This is a genomic window from Kosmotoga olearia TBF 19.5.1 (assembly GCF_000023325.1).
Classification (GTDB): Bacteria; Thermotogota; Thermotogae; order Petrotogales; family Kosmotogaceae; genus Kosmotoga; species Kosmotoga olearia.
This window is the reverse complement of sequence record NC_012785.1, coordinates 2,238,282-2,262,944: the sequence shown is the minus strand read 5'-3', so window position 1 is coordinate 2,262,944 and position 24,663 is coordinate 2,238,282. Positions and strand designations below refer to the sequence as shown.

The following is a 24,663-nucleotide window of genomic DNA, read 5'->3' as shown; positions in this document are numbered from 1 at the left end:
CTCCCTGCGAAATCGAAAATTCATTTAATTTCGAGAACGTGGGTCCTCAGCAATTCAGCAAGAATCTTCGCCGGTTTCTGCCCGTATCTTTCGAAATTGATACCGAAGTCATTCTCACTGTTCTCATCGCACTTGTCCAGAATAACCTTTATAACCAGAAAGGGTACTCTGTTCATTTTGGCAACACGCGCGAGAGCCGCTGAATCCATATCGAGGCAACATGCGTGATACTGTTTGAACAACTCATCGCGCTTTTTAGTATCCGCCAGAATTTGATCCCCCGTGATGATCCTTCCATAGGTTGCATCGGGCATCAACTGTTTTATATGATCCAGGGCAACCGAAGCAGTTGTGGGAACGCTTATATGTCCGGAACGCAGTGGCAAATAAAGGTCATACTCAAGAAATTCACTCCCTATTACAACCGTTCCCGGTTCGATGGAACTGTCTATCGCGCCCGCACCGGATGTCATCACGATCAACCTTGGTGAAAATTCATCGATGAACTTCTGCGCCAGAGCTGCGGTTTCCACTTTTCCTACGAACCCGCTCGCCACAACTACCTCATTTTTTCCGATGAGACCTCTGGTGTAAGACCTTCCAAGGAGCTCACCTTCTTCGATTTTCAACATTACCTCAAGCAGTGGTTTGACCTCAGGATTAAAAACGCTCATCACTAAAATCATAATAACACCCCTATTAAATTATACAACGCCACAAAAAAGAGGGAGCTACGCTCCCTCAATTATCTTTTTTTGAAATTTAGTTCTCTTCTTCTTCTTCTTCTTCGAAGCTAGCTTCCCAGGCTTTTTGGAATGACTCGAATTCCTCATCTTCCAGGGAGTTCAGGTAAAGATTCCCATCGTCGTCCTGTTCGGCTTTGAATACCACAAAGGATTCTTCGTCGAATCTTATCTTGTCATCATCCTCAAAGAAAGCTTCCTGACATACCCAATACAGGCCGCCATTGTGCTCAAACTGTTCGATAAGGGCAAAATTGTGCTCCTGACCAGCCTCATCCGTTATAGCGAACATCTCAAGATGCTCGTGACCATTAGAATCGTGTCCCGCAACAAAATCCTGAAAATCATTTGTTCCATCAACCATGTTAAATACCTCCGTAAATCAAAAAATACCGACCAAGAGATACTAACACGATGTTCAATTATTGACTATTAAGAATGTGTTACAGAAAGAACCGCTGCACGGTTGACGCTCACAAGGTTGAGGCTTGCAACGCTGTCAATTGATGGAGCGACGCTTGCAAAGGCTGATACGTCATCCTGAACTTGACTCAGGATCTACAGTACTTAACTTCTCGAATCTCGACTTTTATCAGCGTCCGCAAGCCTCAACCTCGTGAGCGTCAACGTCGTGAGCCTCCTGAGCGCAGCTCAGCACTTCCGCTTCGAAGCAGTTTTCTCCAATCTCCAACATCCAATCTCGCTTTCTTCTTCTAGATTGAATGTTCCGCGGTGTACATAGGCTTTGGTTGTGATGAGCATAGTTTGTATAATGGAAGTAGTTATAATTCTGGCTAAAAAAGGGGGATTTTATGATAGGTATTACAGAACTACTGGAGATTGCAATTGAAATTGAAGAGAAAGGTTATTCCTACTATTCTAAGCTAGCGGATAGGTCACCTGGTTACAATAAAGTCTTATTTGAAAGTCTTGCCAGGCAGGAAAAGGAGCATGTGGAATGGTTCCGAGATTTGATGAAGGAATACAAAGATGAACAAACGGACGCTGTGCCTTATGAGATTGAAAATGCTGATTTTTTAAAAAGTCTCGCAGAGATTTCCATTTTCTCTTTTGAAGACGCTGAAAAGGTTATAGATGATCTGGAAAAAGCGGTGAAAGCTGCCGTGCAAATTGAAAAAGACACTATCGAATTTTACAAGAGATTGGTAGAATACATTCCAAAAAAGAGACTCTTGGAAAGGATAATCAGAGAGGAAGAAAGGCATCTGGAAGAACTTTCGAAAGCATTCCGTAATTATGTGTAAGGTTTTGCTCTTCATCTATAACATCAGTATGATGTTGTTATGATGTTGTTGGAATAGCAGATTTTGCTGTGAAGACCGGGCTGGACAGAACATATTATTTTGCTATAACGCTCATGCAAAGATACAGAACGTAGATAGCGAGCAATATTACTCCCGAGAATCTTCCCAGAGTCCTCTTTTTTCCTGCAAGAAATGGAAGGATCGTAACCGTTGCGATGGTGAAAATTATGTCCTGTGTTACGGGTCTGTCCGCTTTTATTGGAGATACGAGCGAGGATATGCCCAGTACCACAAGAAGGTTGAAAATATTTGAACCAACGATGTTTCCAACGGCTAAATCTGCCTGTTTTTTGATACCGGCAACAATCGAGGTAACGAGTTCGGGCAAAGAGGTCCCCACGGCAACAACGGTAACGCCAATCAAAGTTTCGCTGACACCAAAAGTTTTCGCGAGTACAATTCCTGACTTGACCACCATCTCACCACCGAAAACAACACCTGCCATCCCACCAAGAGTAGCGAGCCACGCAAGCGCGATGTTTTTCTCCAGGATATTTTCGACTTTCGATTCAACGACGGTTTCTTTGTTGAAGATGTCTTTTTTTGCCATACCGTATACATAATCAATAAAGATGATGAAGAAACACAGTAAAACGATACCTTCATACCTGCTGATCACGAATCCGTCGTTCAACAGCAGCACACCCGTGGCCAGAGATATGAGGATGACAAAGGGAATCTCAGAGCGCATGGTGGATTTCGAGACTTTTATGTTCCGGATCAGGGCGCTGGCTCCAAGAACCAGAGCGACATTTGCTATATTAGAGCCAAGAACATTTCCAATGGCTATTCCTGACCCTTTAACGGCTGCCTGTATGCTAACGGCCAGCTCTGGTGCGCTCGTTCCAAAAGCTACTATTGTAAGACCTATAAACAGTTCTGAGACGCCAAGCCTTTTAGCCAGGGCAATCGAACCATCTATGAGGTAATTTGCTCCTTTTAATAGAAGAAAAATACCAATCGCGAGTAACAAGAGGTTTAGCAATACGCTCGCCTCCATAAAAAGCGATGGTGGAAATCCCACCATCGCCATGGTATCGACTGGTAATTATTATATCACACCAAGTTCTTTACCGACTTTTTTGAATTTTCCAAGGGCAAAATCGAGATCTTCTTTCGTGTGGACGGCACTTATCATAACTCTTATTCTTGCCTTACCCTTTGGAACGGTTGGATAACCGATAGATTGGGCGAATATTCCTTCTTCAAATAGTTTTTTACTGAACTGAGATGACAATTTGGCGTCGTAAAGCATGACAGGAGTTATTGGGGTTTCACTGTGACCTGTATCGAATCCCAGTTTCTGCATTTCCGTTTTGAAATAACTGGCATTATCCCAGAGCTTTTTAACCAGTTCATCGGAAGCTTTGAGCATTCTCACGGCAGCAAGAGCGGCACCAGTTTCTGCTGGTGATAGCGAACTACTGAACAGGAAAGGACGTGCTTTTTGTTTTAGATAATCTATGAGATCTTTTTTACCGGCAACAAATCCGCCAACTACTCCGAAGGCTTTGGAAAGGGTTCCAACTTCAATATCGACTCTTCCATGAAGATCAAAATGATCGACGATTCCACGACCATGACTTCCGAGTACCCCTTCTCCGTGAGCGTCATCTACCATGAGCAGAGCATCATATTTTTCACATTTTTCGACGATCTCGGGAAGCGGGGCGAGGTCTCCATCCATTGAGAAGACTCCATCAGTGATTACCAATAGTCTTCTTGAACCTTCAGCTTTGGCTTGCTTCAGTTTCTCTTCAAGGTCTTCAGCGTCTCTGTGTTTCCAGACGTAGCGTTTCGCTTTGGAAAGCCTGACTCCGTCGATTATACTCGCATGGTTCAGTTCATCTGAGAGAATAGCATCTTCAGCTGTGGTTATTGCCGGAATAACTGCTTGATTCGCGTTGAAACCTGACTGAAGTACAAGGGTTGCTTCTACTTTCTTGAATTCAGCAAGTTCCTTTTCAAGAAGCTCGTGAATTTCGAGTGTTCCAGCTATCGTTCTAACTGCTCCAGGACCGACACCCCATTTTTCTATTGCTTCAATGGCAGCCTTTTTAAGCTCTTCATTGAACGCTAAACCCAGATAGTTGTTGGAACAAAGATTCAAAACCTTTTTCCCGTCGATCGTTAACCAGGCTCCCTGAGGACTTTGTAATGTTCTAATTCTAACGAGAAGACCTTTTTCTTCGAGCTCTTTTAGCTCTTTTGAGAATTCGTTATAATCGAACATCCTTACACCCCCTCGGAAATATCTATTATTACCTTACCAGAACTACCACTCATCATAGCTTCAAAGCCTTTTTCCCAGTCTTCCATCTTTACAATGTGAGTGACAATAGGAGATAGATCCACAACGTTGTTTTTTAATAATTGGGTTGCTATTTGCCAGGTTTCAAACATCTTACGACCAGTGATTCCAAAAACTGTGAGGCCTTTGAAGATAATCAGGGAATTGATATCGAAGCTGATACTGCCAGGGAACACTCCAAGGAGCGAAACTACTCCACCGTTGGTTATGCTTTGAAGCCCCTGAACAAGAGCGTTGACATTTCCGGACATTTCGAGAAGTACATCCACACCGTTACCTTCAGTTAGTTCTTTTACTTTTGAAGGAACATCTATTTCCCTGGGATCGAGCACGACATCTGCTCCCATTTTTTTCGCAAGTGATTTGCGGAAGTCTTTTAGTTCGGTAACTATGACCCGGGCTGCTCCTGAGGCTTTCGCAACGGCGGCAGCCATTACGCCGATTGGCCCGGCACCCGTAATTAAAACGTTTTTACCGGTCAGATCTGTTACAAGAGCTGTGTGTACAGCATTTCCAAAGGGTTCCATTATCGAAGCGTACTCTGCGGGAATCCCTTTATCCACTTTCCAGAGAACAATTTCAGGTACCTTTACGTATTTGGCAAAGACACCATCCCTGTCAACTCCGAGAATTTCCATGTCTCTGCAGATGTGCATTTTCCCGGTTTTGCACTGTAAGCATTTCATACAAGGGATGTGCGTTTCGGAAACAACTCTGTCTCCAACAGATACCATGGAAACATTTTCGCCAACCTCTATAACCTCTCCTGTGAATTCATGCCCTGCTATTTGCGGCGGTTTTATTCTTTGCTGAGACCACTCGTTCCATTCATAGATGTGAACATCCGTTCCGCAGATCGATGCTTTATCCACTTTTACAAGAACCTCATTTGGCCCTAGTTCCTCTGGAACAGGAACCTCTTTCAATGAAAAACCGGGACCACATGTTTCTTTGACAATAGCTTTCATTGTTTTTTTCAAGCCCCCAGCCTCCTTATTCATAATCTCTCATTTTTAGTTTATCTTATGAAATATTCTTTTCAAAAAACAAATAGAGCACCCTAATTGCTTATTTGAGCGATTCATAGTTTTAAGCTCTTTATATCTAATCCATACTGCATAAGAAAATTCTCGACATCCGTTTTGTTTTTCAATTTCATGTATTCTCTTCGCATCTTTGTTGCATTTAGTAATCCCTTGCAATAACCCACAAAGTGTTTTCTCGACTCGATTATCGCTCTTTCTTCTCCCTTTAATTCGATCAGCTTCTTGAGATGTTTTGCAAAGACCTTCAAGCGTTCATGAGGATCCGGGACTGTGTAACTTCCCTTTTGCTTCAGTTCTTTGTATTGGCTGAAGATCCACGGGTTTCCAATTGCCCCGCGTGCCACTAAAACTCCATCGACTCCGTACTTTTCGAAAGCTTCTACAATTTTTTCTGGAGAAAAGACATCACCCGAACCATAAACTTTTATTCCATGAGGTTTGCAGATTTTTACCACTTTACCGATTGATTCCCAATCTGCAACACCAGAATATCCTTGAACGACGGTACGGCCGTGAACCATTATCGCGAAAGGTCTGGATTCAACAAGTCTTTCGACGATCTTTACCACCTCGTTTTTATCCCACCCAAGCCTGATCTTCACAGATACTGGCAAATCTGAAATGCCTTTCAATGTCTGAATCATGGCGTTTAATTTTTCTGGTTCTCTTAAAAGCGCAGCTCCCGCTCCCCGTTTTACAACTTTCTTCACTGGACAACCGGCGTTAATGTCAAACCATGTGGCTTTATCAAGAACGGCTTTTGCAGCCATGGCAAGACGCGCGATGTCATTTCCGAACAGCTGGATCCTGCACGGGGTTTCCGGAATGATTTTTTGTGTGGTTCGATCATTTCTCAAAACTCCTTCAACGCTCAACATTTCACTGAAAACAAAATCTGCTCCCCATTCGAGAGAGATGGCCCTCATTGCTTCATCCGTATAGCCCGCCATGGGTGCAAGACCGACTTCATTTTCTGGCATAAAATGCTCTTACCTCCTCAGATATAGAACACGGAACCATTCCCAGAATGCTTTTGCCTTCTTTGATCCTTTCTCTTATTTCAGTTGAAGAAATCTCGATGAGAGGTGCTTTGAGAAAATGCACATTTCTTTCTGAAGGAGATATTGGAGGTTTCCCTTCAGGGACGTTTTTCCTTACCCGAGGATAAACCACGAGAATGGCTTCTTCCAGGATAGCCTGATAGCTGTACCATTCATCTAGCTCATAAAAACTATCTTCACCGATGAGAAAGAAAGGTTTATCGCCATAAAGAGCTGCAAAATGCCTTATGGTGAAGATGGAATAGGAGGTATCGCCCCGTCTGGCTTCAAAATCCGATACGAAGATTTTATTCTCACCTTTAAAAACGCGTTTTATCCAATTAAAACGCGTCTGGAAATCTGCATTACATGAAGTTTTATGTGGTGGAATATACGCGGGAACGATGTATAATCTATCAAGCGAGAGGGCTTCAATGGCCCTCGTCGCAATAATGACGTGTCCAACGTGTATCGGATCGAATGATCCCCCAAAGATGCCGTATCTTTTATTCCATGTATTCATATTCACGCCCTCTGATCACAACGATATCACCTTCCTGAGCTCCCATCTTTCTCAGTCTCTCCGAAAGACCTCCGGCTTCGAGCTTATCCAGTAAGAATTTATCTTGATTTTCCACCTTGAATTTTTCTGCGTAGTAATCAACCGCAGGTCCTTCGACAACATACCTTCCTTTTGAATCTTTGTGTATGAAGAATTCGGAAGGATCCGGAGCTTCACGCGATACCGGTTTTACTTTTGGCGTTTTTTTCTGTGAAGCGACACCCGTTTTTTTAAGAAATGTTTTTTGTGTTTTTATCTTTTCCCACATCTCCCATTTTAGTTTGTCTATATTTCTGCCCTGAATAGCCGATATAGGTAGAATTTTTTTCCCGGTTTGATCATAAAACCGCTTTACGCGTTTTTCAATCTCTTCATCGCTGAGGACATCGATTTTGTTTCCGACAACAATTTCCGGTTTTTTGGCCAGCTCCTCATTGTGAAGTTCCAGTTCCTTGCGGATATCATAATAATCCTGAATGAAGTCTCTATCTTCAGTTTCTGCTATATCCAGCACATGGACGAGAAGGTAGCAACGCTCCACATGTTTCAAAAAATTGTGCCCGAGGCCAGCTCCTTTGTGGGCACCTTTCACGAGTCCAGGAACATCAGCGACTATGAACCCGTGTTCTGGAGACAGTTTCACAACCCCGAGGTTTGGCACAAGGGTCGTGAAATGGTAGTTAGCAATCTTTGGCTTCGAATTGGAGATCTTTGAAATGATCGTGGATTTTCCCGTATTTGGAAAACCTATCAAGCCAACGTCTGCCAGAAGTTTTAACTCTAGATATATTTTGCGTTCTTCGCCCGGTTCTCCTGCTTCTGCTACTCTTGGTGCTTGATTAACTGAGGTTGCGAAGTGAACATTTCCACGTCCACCTTTGCCGCCTCTTGCAACACAAACAATGTCTCCCGGTGAAGATAGATCGGCGAGTAATTCTCCGGTTTCCGCGTCGTAAACAAGTGTTCCTACGGGAACTTCGATTATGACATCTTTTCCCTTTTTCCCGTATTTTTTTCCTCCTGACCCGTTTTCACCGTCTTCTGCCTCGAACTTCTTTTTGCTCTGGAATTCAAGCAATGTATTCTTGCTTGTGGTCGCTCGAATGAAAACATTACCACCGTTGCCACCATCGCCACCATCTGGGCCGCCGAAAGGTATGTACTTCTCACGTCGGAAAGAAACAGCACCATCGCCGCCTTTTCCGGCTTTTACAAATATTTTTCCCGTGTCTACTAAACTCTCGCCTGTGGGTATCATGGTACACCTCCGCATTCTTCTCATATGTTATAATAACACTGTTAAGCAAAAGGAGGAAGTGATGATGGAAAGAATAGTGAACATAGGGTTTGACTCCTTTGTGGTAACCGATAGGATTATGGCTGTTTTGCCGGCGCAAAATTCAGTAGTTAAAAGGCTAAAGCAGATGAGTGTTGAAATCGGAAGGACGATAAATCTGACTTTTGGAAAGTGTACCAGGTCCGTGATTATAACGGACAGTGGCCATTTGATATTCTCATTTGTTCCGGTTGAGAAACTTATCGAAAAACTTTTTGATGGCGAAGAAAGATAAGACAGGAGGGCAAATAACCGTGGACTTTAAAATGATGCCTGTTGTACCTTATGTTGTTGAAAACAAAGGCAGAGGTGAAAGGATATACGACATATTCACAAAGCTTTTGAGCGAAAGGATAATATTTCTTGGCTGGCCACTTGACGATGAAATATCAAATATCGTTGTGGCCCAATTGTTGTTCTTAGAATCTCAAGACCCGGATAAGGATATAAGTATCTATATCAATAGCCCGGGTGGTTCTGTAACTTCAGGACTGGCGATCTATGACACAATGCAGTATATAAAACCAGATGTCAGCACGATATGTATTGGTATGGCTGCTTCAATGGCTGCGGTGATACTCGCTGGCGGAAGCAAAGGAAAGCGATTTGCGTTACCACATTCCAGAATAATGATTCATCAGCCATGGGGCGGAGCCGAAGGAACAGCAAAAGATATTGAGATAAGAACTCGTGAACTGCTCTTTATAAGGGATCAGATAAACGAGATTCTCAGTCATCACACCAATCAACCGAAGGAAAAGATAGAAGAGGACACAGATAGAGATTTCTATATGAGCCCCGCAGAGGCCGTGAAATATGGACTGGTAGATAAGGTTATAGAGCCGAGAAAATTGAAGGTTGCTAAGAAGGCTTGACGATCCATTTTTTGAAAAATCGCCGGCGCTAAGCGCCGGTTTTTAGGCTTATATGGAGTGATAGCAATGAAGAACAAAAGTCTGACACCAATGATGAGACAGTATCTTGAAATAAAAGAGAAATATAAAGATTGTATCCTTCTTTTTAGGCTCGGAGATTTTTATGAAACATTTTTTGAAGATGCCAGGGTTATTTCAGAAGAGCTTCAACTTGTCCTGACTTCACGAAACGGCCATCCTATGGCCGGCGTCCCATATCATGCACTGGATCAGTACGTGAAAAAGCTAATTTCTGCAGGATATAAGGTTGCTATTTGTGACCAGGTGGAGGATCCTGCAACCGCTAAAGGACTCGTCAAAAGAGAAGTAACAAGAGTGATCACGCCTGGTACATTGATCGAAGATGATCTTTTATCGTCTGAAGAAAATAACTTCATAGCGGCAGTATCTGAAGAAAAGGGAGTTTTTCCCTTTGTGATTGCAGATATATCCACTGGTGATGTTGCGGTAACCAGTTGCGAAAGCCTTTCAGATCTTAAAGATGTTTTGTACAGAACGGCACCTTCTCAATTGATAATGAACGAGAAGTTAAAGCCGTTGAAGAAGGAAATAACGGGGGAACTTTCCAATGTTTTCTTGGAATTTCTTGAGGAGTGGCATTTTGCGTATTCTTCCAGTGTCGAATATGTAAAACGTTTTTACGAACTTGCCTCTATCGATGCGCTTGAAATCTCTTCCGCTGAGATCATTGTGCTTGGTGCGCTTTTCAAATATATAGAGATGACCCAATTCAAACCCATGAAGCATCTTTCTCTTCCCCGAGTACTGAGAAGATCCGGGTACATGTATCTTGATGCTTCAACAATAGAGAATCTCTCTATTTTGCCTTCAGAAAGAAGAGGATCCCTCTATCAAACCTTAAAAGCTACTGTAACTTCTATGGGTGGAAGGAAGCTGAAGGAATGGCTTCTTAATCCCTTGAAGGATTTGGGGAAAATTGAGAGAAGGCTTGATATCGTTGAGGCTTTCTATTCTGATCCGTTGCTGCTCGAAGAGCTCCGGGAGTATCTCCGTCAAGCATTCGATATTGAGAGAATATCATCGAGACTGGCTACCGGTCGAGCGATTCCACGTGATCTTCAAGCTTTGAGAACTACCTTGCAGGTTTTACCCCTGATAAAAGAACTCTTGTATTCCAATGACGTTCTTTCTGTAATCGCTGAAGATATAGAATTGTTTGAAGAGGAAAGAAAACTTTTAGAAGCTTCAATAAGTGATGAACCTGCTGCTGCACCCGGTGAGGGAAAGGTAATACGCAGGGGTTATAGTGAAGAGCTCGACGAACTGATGGATCTTCTTGAGCATTCACAGGACAAAATGAAAGAGTTTGAACTCAGAGAACGTCAAAAGACGGGAATAAACAATCTAAAGGTCAAATATAACAAGGTCTTTGGTTACTTCATCGAAGTATCGAAAGGCCAGGTCTCACGGGTACCTGACGATTACATAAGAAAACAAACGCTGGTTAACTCGGAAAGATATATTACGCCCGAACTAAAAGAGTTTGAAGATAAGGTTTTGAGTGCCAGTGAACGTGTCGCCGTTCTCGAAAGAGCGTTGTACGAAGATATCTGTCAAAAACTCTCTAATTCCGTGCAGAGATTCAGAAAAGCCGGTGGGCTTCTTGCTGAGTTGGACGTACTTCAGTCCTTTGCAACCGTGGCAAAAAAATGTGGTTACACCCGACCGGTTTTTTCAAGCAATCACACCTCGTATGTGGAAGCCGCGAGGCATCCTGTTGTGGAGCATTATGTGAAAGATTTTGTTCCTAACGATATTCAATTCGATGAAAAACACTCTTTCTATATATTGACCGGACCTAACATGAGCGGAAAATCCACCTACATAAGGCAGGTCGCCTTAATTTCTTTGATGGCACAGGTTGGGTCGTTTGTACCTGCAAAACGTGCGATTCTCCCCGTTTATGACAGAATATTTACCCGTATAGGTGCCCGGGATGATGTGGCTGGTGGAAAATCTACTTTTCTTGTGGAGATGATGGAAACGGCGACTATCTTATCTCAGGCTACAGAGGATAGTTTGGTGGTTTTAGATGAAGTTGGGCGAGGGACGAGCACTTTTGACGGTATCAGTATAGCGTGGGCTGTTTCTGAATATATTTACGAAGCTATAGGCTGTCATACGATTTTTGCAACACATTTTACTGAATTGACGGAGTTATCGCAGATGTACGAAGGGATAAATAATAAGACTATCGAGGTTCGTGAGATCGAGGATGGCGTTATCTTTCTACATAAGGTTGTCGATGGAGTTGCCAGCCAATCGCATGGAATCGATGTAGCTAAATTGGCAGGATTGCCTGACATAGTTTTGCAAAGGGCACGGGAGATTTTGAAGATTATAGTTAAAACCAGTGCGTTGGATAAGACGGTGAAAGTTCTCTCCTCTGATGAAATTAAAGAAATACGAAAGAAAAAGAAAGGAAAAATGCATAAGAATCAGATGTCCCTATTCTAATATCAGTTATAATATTTTGAAATGCTATAATTTTCTTTATGGAGGTTCATTTATGATGGCGGGAGCAAACAATCTGGCAAAGTTGAGAGAAAAAATGGTAAAAGATGATGTAGATGGAGTTATACTTCTTAACTTTGAAGATAGAAATCGTGCCACAACGTGGTACGTTTCAGGTTTTTCGGGTTCTTTTGCTGTACTTCTTATAAGTCAAAAGAAAGAGTATATTCTAACCGATTCACGTTATTACACACAGGCTGCTATGCAAACATCTTTTGAGCTTATTCCGTTGAAAAACGGCATGGAGACAGTGGAAGAAACTATAATCAAATTTGTGGAAGAGGAAAACATCAAGCGACTCGGTATCGAAGAGGAGAGAATAACTCTTGCACATTATAAGGATCTTTTTTCCAGGCTTGAAAATGTGGAGATCCTTTCGATAGACGAAACTATTAAGGGACTTCGTTCGGTAAAATCCCCTGAAGAAATTGAAAAAATAAAAGTAGCCATAGACGTAGCTGAGAAAGCCCTTCTGGAAACTCTCAATATTATAAAACCAGGAATAACTGAACAGAAAATCGCGGCCGTTCTTGAATATGAGATGAGAAAGCGCGGCGGTATCCCGGCATTCGAAACTATAGTAGCTTCAGGTTATCGTAGTGCGATAGTTCACGGTAGATCCTCAGAAAAAAAAGTCAAAGAAGGAGAGTTTATTCTTATCGATTATGGAGCCATGGTGAATGGTTATTGTTCCGATATCACGAGGACTTTCTGTCTTGGAACGCCTTCAGATGAGATGGTAAAGGTGTATGAAATTGTTTATAATACACAAAAAACCTGCCGTGAAGCCGCAAAAGCAGGAATGGTTGGAAAAGAACTTCATCTGATGGCGGTTGATATGATTACCAATGCAGGTTACGGAGAATATTTTGGACATGGATTGGGGCATGGCCTGGGAATGGAGGTTCACGAAGCTCCAGCAGTGGGTCTTAAAAACGAGAATCCGTTGCCTTCAGGTGCTGTCGTTACTATAGAGCCTGGCATATATATTCCGGAGAAATTTGGTGTTCGCATAGAGGATGATGTTTTATTAACGGATAACGGAGCAGTAATTCTAACAACTCTAGATAGAAAATTGAAAACACTTTAATCTGGAGGTGTGGTTTGTGGTAGAGGTAGGAGATATAAGAAAGGGAATGGCGTTGATCATTGATAATGATATTTATATAGTGCTTGATGTAAACAAGCACTTTACCGCAAGAGGGAGCGGAATTATCAGAACAAAAATGAAGAATATAAGGACAGGTTATGTTAGAGAATTCAAGTTCAATAGTGGTGAAAAAGTGGAAGAGGCCAGCCTAAGCCTGAGACATGTTCAGTATCTATATCGTGACGGCGACCTTTTCTATTTTATGGATCTGGAAACTTACGAACAATATGCTTTAGATAAAGACATTATTGGTGAGGCTGTCTACTATTTGAAGGAGAACATGGAACTCGACCTTCAGTTCCATGATAGTACTCCAATTGGTGTAGTACTGCCAAATACTGTGATCCTTGAGGTTGTTGAAACGGCCCCCAGTTACAAAGGCGATACGGTATCCGGCGGTGGAAAACCAGCCGTCTGTGAAACCGGCCTGAAAGTTATCGTACCATTCTTTGTTGAAACCGGTCAGAAAATCAAAGTGGACACACGAACAGGCGAATATATTGAAAGGGCCTAAAAAATTGTTTTTCCTTGGAAGGAGGGAGCGTAATGAATTACGGTGAATCTGATCTCGGCAAAATAGAAATATCTGATATTGTCATCAGGGATATAGCTATACATTCACTAATTGAATTCTTGAACATGTCTCCAAAGGATCCGAAAGCAAAAAAAGAAGCAAAATCTATGGTGAACATCCAGGTTGAAGAGGAAGGCGACGAAAAGCTGGTGAGAATATTTGCGAGAATCAAGGTTAAATACGGCGAACCAATTCCTACTTACGCAAGGAAGCTTCAGGAGAAGCTCAAAAATGATGTTGAAAATCTCAGCGGTTTGAAGGTCGAAGAAGTATCGATCACGATAGAAGACGTTGTAGAAGTTGTCGAAGAAGAGCCAGTTCCTGAGGTAAAAGAAGAACATCTAGAAGAACTGGAAAAACCGGAAGAAGAGAACGATACTTGATGCGAGGGATTGATTGAAAAAATGCCTAATCCCGGAACCGGTCAGAGAAGGAAAATAAGAGAAATTGTTTTCAGGTCGATTTTCCAGTACGATTTTCATAAGGATTTTCCTGCTGCTATGGAGTATCTTGAGCGGGAAACAGCCTTTTATTCCCTGGACAAAGAAAGCAAAAACAGAGCTAAAGGTTATCTTATGGGAATAATCGAGCACCTCGATGAAATTGACAGTATAATAACCGCATATCTGAAGAATTGGACCTTTGATCGACTTGCTTCCATAGATAGGAGTGTTCTCAGGCTTGCAACTTATGAGCTTCTTTATGTAGATGACGTTCCTATCGAGGTGACACTGAACGAAGCTATAGAGATAACAAAAAAATACGGTTCACAAGAAGAGGGGAAGTTCGTCAACGGTGTCCTGGACAAGATAGCTAAAGAGAGGGTTTCAGAAGAAAAGAGAGCCCTTTAAGAGGTGGAAGGTTATGAATGATGATCTAGCAATCGCTCAGGCCACAAAATTAAAGCCCATTGATGAAATAGCAGAATTTGCGGGCATTGAACGTAAATATTTGAAGCCTTATGGGAATTACATTGCAAAAGTATCCCACAGAATCTATGAAGAACTGGCCCAACGCGAAGATGGGAACCTTATTCTGGTTACCGCGATAACCCCAACAAGCGCTGGCGAGGGAAAGACGACCACTTCGATAGGGCTGTCGATGGCGTTAAACCGCCTGGGGAAAAAATCATTCGTCACCCTCAGGGAGCCTTCAATTGGCCCCGTTATGGGAATAAAAGGCGGGGCAGCTGGTGGGGGTTATTCGCAGGTTCTTCCAATGGAGGACATAAACCTTCATTTCACAGGGGATATTCATGCGGTGTCACTAGCACATAATTTGCTTTCTGCTGCAATAGATGCACATTTGAAGTTTGATAACGAACTAGAAATCGATTCTACCCAGATATACTGGCCAAGAGCCATGGATATGAACGATCGTGCTCTCAGAAAGATTGTTGTCGGCCTCGGTGGAAAAGCCAACGGCTATCCCCGTGAAGATAAATTTATAATAACCGCAGCGTCTGAAATAATGGCGATTCTTTGCCTGGCTAAAGATCTTGAAGATCTTAAAGAAAGGGTCGGAAACATCGTTATTGCGAAAAACAAAAAGAAAGAGTATGTTCTCGCAAAAGATCTCAAGGTTCATGGGGCTATAGCTGCTCTGTTAAAGGATGCCATTGATCCGAATCTTGTTCAAACAATAGAAGGTACCCCTGCATTCATTCACGGCGGACCTTTTGCAAATATTGCTCATGGTACGAATTCTATAATAGCTACAAAGATTGCCTTGAAACTATCTGATTATGTGGTTACCGAGGCTGGATTTGGGGCAGATCTTGGTGGAGAAAAGTTCCTGAATTTTGTCAGCCAGGTAGCTGGATTCAAACCGTCGGTGGTTGTGCTAGTTGCTTCGTTACGCGCGTTAAAGCTTCATGGTGGAGCAAAGAAAGACAGTATAACCGAGGAGAACCTGGAAGCTCTTGAGAAAGGCTTCGTGAATCTTCAGGTTCATTATGAAAACCTGAGAAAATTTGGGGTACCTGTATTAACAGCGTTAAACGTATTTCCAACTGACACAGATTCCGAGAAGAAGCTCTTTGAAAAACTTTGCGAAAAACACGGGATTCCCTTCGGAGAATCCAGAGTTTGGGCTAAAGGTGGAAAAGGCGGAGAAGCTCTTGCAAGAGAAGTCATAAAGCTGGCCGAAACCCACACTTCAGAGTATCACCCGTTGTATTTAATGGATACCCCGATAGAAGAGAAATTGGATATCTTGACGCGAGAAATCTATCGTGCAAAAGGTTATGAGCTTTCTCCCACAGCGAAAGCGAAGTTGCGAAGTTTTAAAAAGAATGGATTTGGGAATGCACCGGTTATTGTGGCGAAAACCCAGTACTCAATCTCGGACAATCCGAAACTTCTTGGGGCACCAAAAGATTATATTTTCAATATTCGAGACTTGAATTTATCCGCAGGTGCTGGTTTTGTTGTTGCGGTCTCGGGAGATATCATGCTGATGCCCGGCCTGGGAAAGGAATTTGGTGCTCAAAGGATCGACATTGACAAAAGCGGAAAGATTTCCGGACTATTCTGAGGGGTGTGAAATGGGTATACTTTTAGATGGTAAGCCAGTGGCAAAAATGATTTACGCGGAAATAAAAGAGTGGTTGGGTAATCTTCAGGAGAAACCACCGAAGTTGGTATTGTTTTGCAGTGAACCGGATGACTCGACCAAAACCTATATGAACTCGATAGTCAAGCGCGGTGGTAAACTGGGAATTTCGGTGGAGATTTGTCATGCAGGGGAAAATCCTGTTGAAGAGATCAAAAAGCTGAACGAATCCAGAGATGTTGCGGGCGTTATGATAATGCACCCGCTTAAGAACGTTGACGAGAAACTGGTTGTCTCAGCTCTTTCACTGGAAAAGGATGTAGAAGGAAGAACGCCGGGGAATCTAGGCGGTATCATGACCGGTGATGAGAGCTTTGCACCTCCCACTGCAGAAGCGGTTATGGAGATACTTAGGTTTTACGATGTAAGTTTGAGTGGAAAAGACGTTACCATCGTTGGCCGTTCAACTACTGTGGGAAAGCCGCTTTCGATGTTAATGCTCAAAAAAGGAATAGATGCCACCGTTACCATATGTCATTCGCGAACAAAAAACCTCGTGGAAAAGATAAAAAGAGCCAATGTGCTAGTTTCTGCAGTTGGACGCGCCGGATTCATAACGAAAGAAATGGTTGGTAAAGATTCTATTATTATTGATGTGGGAATCAACCTCTATGACGGAAAAATAGTTGGAGACGTTGATTTTGAACAGGTTGAACCTGAGGTAGCTGCAATAACTCCGGTTCCCGGAGGCGTAGGTATAGTAACTACGGCCATTCTTTTCAGACATTTCATGGTTTCTTCAAGGAGAATGGTCGGGAGGCGATGAGATGATTGAGTTTGATGAGGTTCCTCTTTACAAGAAAATAAAAGGGTATAGCTATCCTGAACTTGAGATACTGGCGGAAGAATTCAGGAACTACATCGCTAATGTTGTGTCGAAAAATACAGGGCACCTTGCCTCAAATCTTGGTACCATTGAGTTAACATTTGCCCTTTATCGTGTCTTCGATCCGGAAAAAGATATTATCATCTGGGACACAGGACATCAGGCCTATTCTCATAAACTCCTGACAGGGCGCTTTAAGGCTTTCAAAACCTTAAGGCAAAGGCATGGGATAAGCGGATTCACCAAACGGGACGAGAGTAAGTACGATGTATTTGGCGCTGGACATGTTGGAACTGCTATTCCAGCGGCTCTTGGAATTGAACAGGCTTTAAAGTTAAGAAACGAGAAGAGAAACATTGTTGTTGTCGTAGGAGATGGTGCGTTGACATCCGGGATAAGCCTGGAAGCCTTAAATCAGATACGGGAACTTTCATCGAAGATAAAGATAGTGGTAAATGACAATGGAATGAGTATCAGCAGAAACGTCGGATCTCTTTCAACAAAACTCAATGAATTTCGATTGAATCCTATTTACCGTGAATTAAAAGAGGACCTGAAAAGTGCACTTGAGACAATGAGGCTCAGTAAAATTGAGAATATACTTTCCAAACTCAAATCGGGGGTAAAGCATTCCCTTCTTGGCGGAAATATATTTGAAGATCTTGGGTTGAACTACATTGGCCCAATTAACGGCCACAATATCCGTGAAATGGAAGGCTTGTTCAAGATGGTTAAAAACTTTGATGAGCCATTCTTGATACATGTAGTGACCAAAAAGGGTGCAGGTCTTGACTACGCTGAGAAGGATCCAACGACATTTCACAGTGTTTCCAGGATCGATCCGGAAACAGGGCAGAAAATAACTCAAACGAATATGGTTTCTTACAGCAGGGTCTTTGGCTCGGTTCTAGCAAAGCTTGGTGAATTGGATCCAAGAATCGTCGCGGTCACCGCAGCGATGCCTGATGGAACAGGATTAGCAGAGTTTGCCAGAAAGTTCCCTGAAAGATTTTTTGATCTGGGGATTACCGAGCAACTCTGCACAACTTTCGCTGCCGGTATCGCCACCAAAAATTTGAAACCTGTTTTCGCTGTATATTCTACTTTCTTACAGCGTTCTTTTGATCAGTTGATTCACGATGTTGCTTTACAACGATTGCCGGTTGTTTTTGCTATAGATAGAGCAGGAATTGTGGGAAGGGATGGTCCTACACACAACGGAATATTTGATATCGCTTATCTCAGCATGATACCAAACATGAGGGTTTTAGCGCCATCGAATCTACAGGAACTGGCAAATATTGTGTGCACTATTCTGTCAGATGAAGAAATTTCGGGCCCCATTGCAATAAGATATCCGAGACAATCTGAGATAGCCAACCTTGAAGAGATTCTCAATTCTATGATGAAGATCAACGTGTGGAAATGGGAAAAACTTTTTGATGGCAAAGAAGTGGCAATACTCGCTGTTGGCAGTATGGTTTCACCAGCGAAACAGGTAGCTGAAAAACATGGTTATACACTATACAACTGTAGATCAGTAAAACCCTTAGATGAGGTGACTTTAGCCGAGGTGTTGAAGAAGCATGACCTTGTTGTTTGCATAGAGGAAGGAGTCAAAATAGGTGGTTTTGGTTCCAGCGTAATGCTTTATGCAAGCGATCACGGTTTTTCCACCAGAGTCGTAGCAATGGGTGTTGAAGATAGATTTTCGGAGCATGGATCGAGGGAGGAGATTCTTTCTGAACTTTTTCTGGACAGCAGGGGTATTGAAAAAAGAATATTTGAACTGAGAGGTGAAAGAAATGCTAATAACGACCGAGTACGGAAAGATTGAAATCACGCTGCAGGCGATCGGGTCAATTGTAAAGAAAGTCGTTTCTGAATCCTACGGGCCTGTTAATGTAGGTGCCCCACAGCAGGGGTTTCTGGCAAAACTGCTGGGTGGAGACGACAAGCAGGGTATAAAAGTAATCGAGGAGATCGATGGCTCGCTTGAAGTGAATATCGATTTGACCCTCGAGTACGGTATAAGAATACCCACAGTCGTCGAAAACATACAGGAAAACGTATTCCACAAACTAAAGACTTTGACAGAAGCCAATAATGTTAAAGTAAACGTTCATGTAGTTGGACTTGAAGACTAACAGGAGGCGTTGTAAATGAAAAGGCTCAACGGCAAGTTCTTCATTCTGGCTTTTCGAAAAGCCGCTGAGCGTTTGCTCGCAAATAAGGATGAGATAAACGCTCTTAACGTTTTCCCTGTTCCAGACGGAGATACAGGTTCAAACATGTCAGCGGCTGTTCTTGAAGCTCTTTCGTACCTTGATAAGCTTAAATCTGATGATCTGTCGGATGTATTGGAAGCAGTAAAAACCGGTATGTTGATGGGGGCCCGTGGTAATTCCGGGGTCATACTTTCGCAGATATTCCGGGGTTTCGCGGAAGGTACGAAAGAAAAGAAGTTGCTAACAACCAAAGCTTTTACAGAGGCTCTACAAAGTGCGAAAGAAGTGGCCTACAAATCGGTTATTAAACCCGTTGAGGGAACAATGCTGACCGTTATAAGGGTTGTCGCAGATAGAGCACGGGATGAGTTGGCTGATGTGGAAGAATTTGAGGAATACTTTAAGAGAATATCTGAAATTGCTTTTGAAACGGTGGACTTGACTCCAACCATGTTAGCTAAGCTTCGGGAAGCAGGCGTTGTTGATGCAGGGGCAAAAGGACTTGCTTACATTTTCGAAGGTTTCAACCTGGCTGCTCAAGGCGATACGGAAGCAGAACTTCTTGAGACCGGGCTGGCTGTTGCAGGCGGTTCCGCAGAAAAAATCGTCGAGGTTGTAAAAGAGGAACTTAAATACACCTACTGTACCGAGTTAATTATTGCTCTCGACGATCAAAATAATGAAGAACAACACGAAATATGTGACTCCCTGAAGAGTTACCTTGAAGAAATGGGAGATTCTATCGTTATAGTAAATCAGGATAATATTATAAAGATACATATACACACCGATCACCCAGGGGAAGTTATTGAAAAATTCATCAGCTATGGACAACTTCAAAAGGTAAAAATAGATAATATGAAGCTCCAGCACGAACACGTGATAGAGGTTCAGGAAGCTCAACAGAATTTCGGTGAAGGAAAGGTTCATGGGATAGTAGCCGTTTCTCCAGGTGAAGGGTTGTCAGAGATTATGAAGAGCTTAGGTGCAGATATTCTCGTTAAAGGCGGTCAAACGATGAATCCGAGTATGAAGGATATTTATGATTCTATCGAGCGTTTGGAACCCAATGTTGTCATATTGCTTCCAAACAATCCAAATATAATCCTCACAGCAAAAGAAGCAGCAAATGCGGTAATGGAAAAGAATCCCGCCAAGAAGGTTTACATTATTCCCACGAGAAGTGTACAGGAAGGCATAAGCGCCCTGGCCGTTTACGATGATTCCATGGATACCGATGAGCTGATAAAAGAGATGGAAGAAGCGGCCGAAAGAGTTGCCCCAATTTCTATAACCTATGCTATAAGAGATTCAAGCGTAAAGGGTAAAAAGGTAAGAAAAGGCGAATATATAGCTTTGGGGAAAGATAAATTATTTGCTACTGGAAGAAAGCTTGAAAAGGTTGCCTTTGAAAGCATTAAAAAAGTGCTCGATGAAAACGAAGACTACGAAATAGCAACGATATTCTATGGGAAAGACATCAAGGAAGAAGCTGCAAAGAAGCTCATGGACTATCTTTCCGATGAATTTGAAAATTTGGAATTTGAGCTTCATAATGGCGGGCAACCTTATTACTATTACCTGATAGCTATAGAATGAATGGAGGAATGGTATGTACCTGCAAGAGATAATAGCAAAACTTAATGACTATTGGAGTTCTCAAGGGTGTCTTATTGACCAGCCATACGATGTTGAAATGGGTGCTGGTACCTTTCATCCATCAACCTTTTTACGTTCTCTCGGTAAAAAGCCCTGGAGAGTAGCTTTTGTGCAACCAAGTCGGAGGCCCACTGATGGAAGATACGGAGAAAATCCAATGAGAACTCAACGATACTTCCAATATCAGGTAATTATCAAACCCAGCCCTGAAAACTCACAGGAGCTCTATATAGGTTCACTGGAAGCCCTTGGTATAGATCCCAAAGAGCATGATATTCGATTCGTTGAAGACAACTGGGAATCGCCGACTTTGGGTGCCTGGGGTGTTGGCTGGGAAGTATGGCTCGATGGTATGGAGGTTACTCAGTTCACATATTTTCAGCAGGTTGGCAGTATAGATGTCGACCTTATATCTCTGGAGATAACCTACGGTCTTGAGAGAATCGCCATGTATCTCCAGGGTAAGGATAATTTCTTTGATATAGACTGGAATGAACACTTCAAATACGGTGATGTGTTCCTTGAAAACGAACGGCAGTTTTCAGCGTATAATTTCGATGTTGCTGATACCGAAATGCTTTTTGAGCTTTATAGAATGTATACAAAGGAATTTGAAAGGTGCATGGAAGCCAATTTGATTCTTCCAGCCTATGACTACATGATTAAATGTTCTCACACCTTTAACCTTCTGGATGCCCGAAACGCGATCAGCGTTGCGCAAAGACAAAGTTACATCAAATCCATTCGTGATATGGCAAGAGCTGTTGCCAGAGCTTATATTCAGCAGGAGCGTGATAGCGAATGAGTTCACATAAGGCACTGCTTGAAATCGGGATAGAGGAAATACCTGCCAGTGAAGTGAAAAGTATCGTTTCTCAGATAAACGGACGTTTGCCTAATTTATTAGAACAACAACGTATTAACTATTCAAACATCAAGACTTTCATAGCAAGCAGACGCTTCGGCGTTTTGATCAAAGGATTGCCTGAGAAGCAGGAAGATTATTATCAGGAGAAACGCGGACCAGCTGAAAAGGTTGCTTTCAAAGATGGTAAGCCTACGAAAGCCCTTGAAGGTTTTTTGAGATCTAACAATGCTACTGTCGACGATGTCGAAGTAAGGGAATTCAAAGGCACATCCTACATTTTCTTGAAGAAAAAGGTTGAGGGTAAGAAAACCTCTCTGGTTCTTTCTGAGGTGTTTAAGGAACTTATCCATGGACTACAATTCAAAAAACCGATGAGATGGGGAAATGGCGAACATAAATTCGTGAGGCCTGTAAGATGGCTTGTAGCGTTGTTCGACGACGAGGTTCTGAACCTTGAGCTTTTCGATAAAAAAGCCTCAGACACGTCTTATGGGCACCGTTTCTTCTTTGACAAAATAAAGGTTACCTCTGAAAATTATTTTGAGACCCTCAAAGAAGCGTTGGTTATAGCGGATTTCGATGAAAGAGCACAAATGGTTATAAATGAGCTTGAGAGAATTGAGAAAGAGAAAAACGTCACAATTCCCAGGGACGCTGAACTAATAGATGAAGTTACCTGCATTACAGAATTACCTACAGCTGTTTTAGGAAAATTTTTGCCCAAATATCTGTATCTACCAGACGAGGTCATCATAGTTACCATAAGGCACCATCAAAGAACTTTTCCTGTTTATGAAGGAAATAAATTAACGAATAGTTTCGTTGCCTTCCAGGACGGTCCTGCTGATCCCAAAGGAAATGTGAGAAGAGGATACGAAGAGGTTATAAATGCCCGGCTAGAAGACGCGCATTTCTACTTTGAAAGAGATATTCAGAAACCATTGGAAGCATATGTTGAATACCTAAAAGGGATTCTGTTCCAGAGAGGTCTTGGAACTCTCTACGAAAAAACACAACGTGTTCGCTCGCTTTCGAAATATATCGCAAAGCAGTTGAATGCAAAACCGGTAGAAGAAGAGGCTATAGACAGAACAGCTTTACTGGCAAAAGCGGACCTAACAACAAGGGTTGTTCAGGAATTTCCGGAACTTCAGGGAATCATGGGGAGGATCTATGCCCTTGAATCCGGTGAGAGCAGCGAGGTTGCATGGGGCATTCAGGAACATTACGAACCTCTAAATGAAGTTCCTGAAACCCTTACAGGTGCCGTTGTTGGTGTAGCCGATAGAATAGATACGCTGGTTGGAAATTTCCTGCTAGGAAATATTCCATCCGGTTCTAAAGATCCTTATGGATTGAGACGGAAATTATCGCAAATCTTCGAGACGATGTACGCTTTTGGATGGAATATGAATCTTATCAAGCTCTTTGAGAAGGCAGCTGATAATCTGGGAGAAGGTTACGAGAAAATCTCCACAACTCTTGAACCTTTTATAAAGTCCCGTTATGAAGCCTTCTTACTCGAAAAAGGCTATTCGATAAACATAGCCCGTGCTGTTTCAATGTGGTGGAAGAACCCATATCTTGGTGAACTTGTAGCAAAAGCGATTTCTGAGATTATCGGACGTGATGATTTCGACAAATTGCTTGTAGCATACCAGAGAGTTCACAACATCAGCAAGAAGCATGATTCCAATAAGTTTGACGGATCACTTTTCCTGAAAGAAGCAGAAGTAAATCTTTTCAATGCTTATGTCGAGGCTCTGGACAAAATAAAGAAAGCACTGGAAAAACGCGATTTCTCGGTAGCATTGAAAACCCTTATTGCCTTGAAAGAACCCATAGACGAATATTTTGATGAAGTCTTCGTTATGGACAGCCAGGTGGATATACGTCTGAATCGTCTTGGATTCTTGAAAGCTCTTGATGAGCTTTTCTTTGAGATTGCTGACCTCTCATATCTGATAAATGAGGAACACAAATGAGCGAAAAAAGCGATTATAGATCAGGTATAGTTTCATTGGTTGGTAAGCCAAATGTGGGAAAATCCTCGCTGGTCAATCAACTGGTCGGCGAAAAGGTAGCTATTGTTTCAGATAAGGTTCAAACCACTCGCAACCGTATCGGTGGTATCGTAACCACCGAACGGGGACAGGTGATTTTTTATGATACCCCGGGGATCCACAAGCCGTTGCACAAGCTGGGAGGGTACCTTGTAAAGATCACGGTCAGTGCTCTCAACGGTTCTGATCTGATAGCGGCCATACTTGATATAAGTGACGGCATAAAAAAATCTGATTTTCTCGTAGCGAAACATGTGAACAGCTCCAATATTCCTGTGTTTTTAGTTATTAACAAGATTGATGTGGTGAAAACGAGAAAGAAAATAACGGAGTTCCTTGAAGAAGGAACCAAGCTTTTTAAAAATGTGGAGAAAACTTTCCCTGTCTCTGCAATTACCGGGGAAGGCATTAAAGAGTTTCTTGAAGCTGTCATAGAAAGAATGCCACCAGGTCCCCCTCTCTACCCTGAAGATGTTATAACAGACAGATCGGCACGTTTTATGGCTTCGGAGATTATCAGGGAGAAGATCCTCCTGCTTACAAAGGAAGAGGTGCCGCATTCTGTTGGTGTTTCTATCGAAGAATTTACTTACAGAGAAAACGGTACGTTGTATATCAGGGGAGAGATAGTTGTAGAGCGTCCTACCCAGAAAGCGATAATTATAGGTAAGGGTGGCACTATGATAAAGAAAATTGGCACTCTTGCAAGGCAGGATATGGAATATCTTTTCGATACGAAGGTGTTTCTCGACCTTTTCGTAAAAGTCAGGAGAAAATGGAGAGAAAAAGACAATTTCATCATGGATTTTACTAACTTAAATGAAGATCTGAACTAAGTTTCAGGCCTGT

Annotated in this window: 24 protein-coding genes; 16 read left to right on the top strand and 8 right to left on the bottom strand. The window is 42.4% G+C overall.

The window, feature by feature from the left end:
- Positions 1-20 precede the first annotated feature (20 nt).
- Together KOLE_RS10765 and KOLE_RS10760 are read right to left on the bottom strand one after the other, a co-directional pair.
- Entirely contained in the window at positions 21-686 is a 666-nt protein-coding gene (locus tag KOLE_RS10765) for a 5'-methylthioadenosine/S-adenosylhomocysteine nucleosidase (RefSeq protein ID WP_015869448.1), read from the bottom strand.
- A 76-nt stretch (positions 687-762) separates the two neighbouring features.
- Positions 763-1,107, bottom strand: a complete 345-nt coding sequence (locus KOLE_RS10760) for a DUF1292 domain-containing protein (protein WP_015869447.1) — start codon at positions 1,105-1,107, stop codon at positions 763-765.
- 448 nt (positions 1,108-1,555) lie between these two features.
- On the opposite strand from KOLE_RS10760, the gene KOLE_RS10755 reads away from it, so the two are divergent.
- A complete protein-coding gene (locus tag KOLE_RS10755; RefSeq protein WP_015869446.1) occupies positions 1,556-2,008 on the top strand; it encodes a ferritin-like domain-containing protein in 453 nt (150 codons plus the stop codon).
- Between the two features lie 94 nt (positions 2,009-2,102).
- Here KOLE_RS10755 and KOLE_RS10750 read toward each other — a convergent pair whose 3' ends face one another.
- The 6 genes from KOLE_RS10750 to obgE all read right to left on the bottom strand — a co-directional run bounded on the left by KOLE_RS10750 (position 2,103) and on the right by obgE (position 8,285).
- Positions 2,103-3,053: a calcium/sodium antiporter gene (locus KOLE_RS10750; RefSeq protein WP_015869445.1), complete on the bottom strand. Its 951-nt coding sequence runs from the start codon at positions 3,051-3,053 to the stop codon at positions 2,103-2,105.
- Between the two features lie 66 nt (positions 3,054-3,119).
- On the bottom strand, positions 3,120-4,301 hold the full coding sequence (locus KOLE_RS10745; RefSeq protein WP_015869444.1) for a glycine C-acetyltransferase: 1,182 nt from the start codon (positions 4,299-4,301) through the stop codon (positions 3,120-3,122).
- A gap of 2 nt (positions 4,302-4,303) precedes the next feature.
- Positions 4,304-5,347 (bottom strand): L-threonine 3-dehydrogenase, encoded by a 1,044-nt coding sequence (gene tdh, locus KOLE_RS10740; protein WP_041289055.1) that lies wholly within the window; start codon positions 5,345-5,347, stop codon positions 4,304-4,306.
- Positions 5,348-5,460: 113 nt separating this feature from the next.
- Positions 5,461-6,405, bottom strand: coding sequence for a tRNA dihydrouridine synthase (locus KOLE_RS10735; RefSeq protein WP_015869442.1), 945 nt, complete (start codon positions 6,403-6,405; stop codon positions 5,461-5,463).
- A complete protein-coding gene (gene nadD / locus KOLE_RS10730; RefSeq protein WP_015869441.1) occupies positions 6,392-6,988 on the bottom strand; it encodes a nicotinate (nicotinamide) nucleotide adenylyltransferase in 597 nt (198 codons plus the stop codon). Before nadD ends, KOLE_RS10735 begins: the two co-directional genes overlap by 14 nt.
- Entirely contained in the window at positions 6,972-8,285 is a 1,314-nt protein-coding gene (gene obgE, locus KOLE_RS10725; RefSeq protein WP_015869440.1) for a GTPase ObgE, read from the bottom strand. Before obgE ends, nadD begins: the two co-directional genes overlap by 17 nt.
- A gap of 61 nt (positions 8,286-8,346) precedes the next feature.
- On the opposite strand from obgE, the gene KOLE_RS10720 reads away from it, so the two are divergent.
- The 15 genes from KOLE_RS10720 (at position 8,347) to era (ending at position 24,650) form a co-directional block, all read left to right on the top strand.
- Positions 8,347-8,598: a DUF370 domain-containing protein gene (locus KOLE_RS10720; protein ID WP_015869439.1), complete on the top strand. Its 252-nt coding sequence runs from the start codon at positions 8,347-8,349 to the stop codon at positions 8,596-8,598.
- 31 nt (positions 8,599-8,629) lie between these two features.
- Positions 8,630-9,238, top strand: coding sequence for an ATP-dependent Clp endopeptidase proteolytic subunit ClpP (gene clpP, locus KOLE_RS10715; protein WP_041289054.1), 609 nt, complete (start codon positions 8,630-8,632; stop codon positions 9,236-9,238).
- A 66-nt stretch (positions 9,239-9,304) separates the two neighbouring features.
- Positions 9,305-11,776 carry a DNA mismatch repair protein MutS gene (gene mutS, locus KOLE_RS10710; RefSeq protein WP_015869437.1) on the top strand — a complete coding sequence of 824 codons (2,472 nt, stop codon included), beginning with the start codon at positions 9,305-9,307 and terminating at the stop codon, positions 11,774-11,776.
- A gap of 52 nt (positions 11,777-11,828) precedes the next feature.
- Positions 11,829-12,923 (top strand): M24 family metallopeptidase, encoded by a 1,095-nt coding sequence (locus KOLE_RS10705; protein ID WP_015869436.1) that lies wholly within the window; start codon positions 11,829-11,831, stop codon positions 12,921-12,923.
- A 16-nt stretch (positions 12,924-12,939) separates the two neighbouring features.
- The gene (efp, locus tag KOLE_RS10700) at positions 12,940-13,497 is read left to right on the top strand and encodes an elongation factor P (protein ID WP_015869435.1); all 558 of its coding nucleotides are present in this window, start codon (positions 12,940-12,942) and stop codon (positions 13,495-13,497) included.
- A 32-nt stretch (positions 13,498-13,529) separates the two neighbouring features.
- Positions 13,530-13,940 carry an Asp23/Gls24 family envelope stress response protein gene (locus KOLE_RS11275; RefSeq protein ID WP_015869434.1) on the top strand — a complete coding sequence of 137 codons (411 nt, stop codon included), beginning with the start codon at positions 13,530-13,532 and terminating at the stop codon, positions 13,938-13,940.
- 21 nt (positions 13,941-13,961) lie between these two features.
- A complete protein-coding gene (gene nusB, locus KOLE_RS10690) occupies positions 13,962-14,408 on the top strand; it encodes a transcription antitermination factor NusB (RefSeq protein WP_015869433.1) in 447 nt (148 codons plus the stop codon).
- A 13-nt stretch (positions 14,409-14,421) separates the two neighbouring features.
- A complete protein-coding gene (locus KOLE_RS10685; protein ID WP_015869432.1) occupies positions 14,422-16,092 on the top strand; it encodes a formate--tetrahydrofolate ligase in 1,671 nt (556 codons plus the stop codon).
- Between the two features lie 10 nt (positions 16,093-16,102).
- Positions 16,103-16,936 (top strand): bifunctional 5,10-methylenetetrahydrofolate dehydrogenase/5,10-methenyltetrahydrofolate cyclohydrolase, encoded by an 834-nt coding sequence (locus KOLE_RS10680; RefSeq protein WP_015869431.1) that lies wholly within the window; start codon positions 16,103-16,105, stop codon positions 16,934-16,936.
- A gap of 1 nt (position 16,937) precedes the next feature.
- The gene (gene dxs, locus KOLE_RS10675; protein WP_015869430.1) at positions 16,938-18,833 is read left to right on the top strand and encodes a 1-deoxy-D-xylulose-5-phosphate synthase; all 1,896 of its coding nucleotides are present in this window, start codon (positions 16,938-16,940) and stop codon (positions 18,831-18,833) included.
- Positions 18,802-19,143, top strand: coding sequence for an Asp23/Gls24 family envelope stress response protein (locus KOLE_RS10670; RefSeq protein WP_015869429.1), 342 nt, complete (start codon positions 18,802-18,804; stop codon positions 19,141-19,143). The genes dxs and KOLE_RS10670 overlap by 32 nt, the downstream gene beginning before the upstream one ends.
- Positions 19,144-19,158: 15 nt before the next feature.
- Entirely contained in the window at positions 19,159-20,823 is a 1,665-nt protein-coding gene (locus KOLE_RS10665) for a DAK2 domain-containing protein (protein WP_015869428.1), read from the top strand.
- A gap of 13 nt (positions 20,824-20,836) precedes the next feature.
- Entirely contained in the window at positions 20,837-21,688 is an 852-nt protein-coding gene (locus KOLE_RS10660; RefSeq protein WP_015869427.1) for a glycine--tRNA ligase subunit alpha, read from the top strand.
- Positions 21,685-23,736, top strand: coding sequence for a glycine--tRNA ligase subunit beta (glyS, locus tag KOLE_RS10655; protein ID WP_015869426.1), 2,052 nt, complete (start codon positions 21,685-21,687; stop codon positions 23,734-23,736). The genes KOLE_RS10660 and glyS overlap by 4 nt, the downstream gene beginning before the upstream one ends.
- Complete coding sequence (gene era, locus KOLE_RS10650; protein WP_015869425.1) at positions 23,733-24,650, top strand: GTPase Era; 918 nt, start codon at positions 23,733-23,735, stop codon at positions 24,648-24,650. Before glyS ends, era begins: the two co-directional genes overlap by 4 nt.
- Positions 24,651-24,663 lie beyond the last annotated feature (13 nt).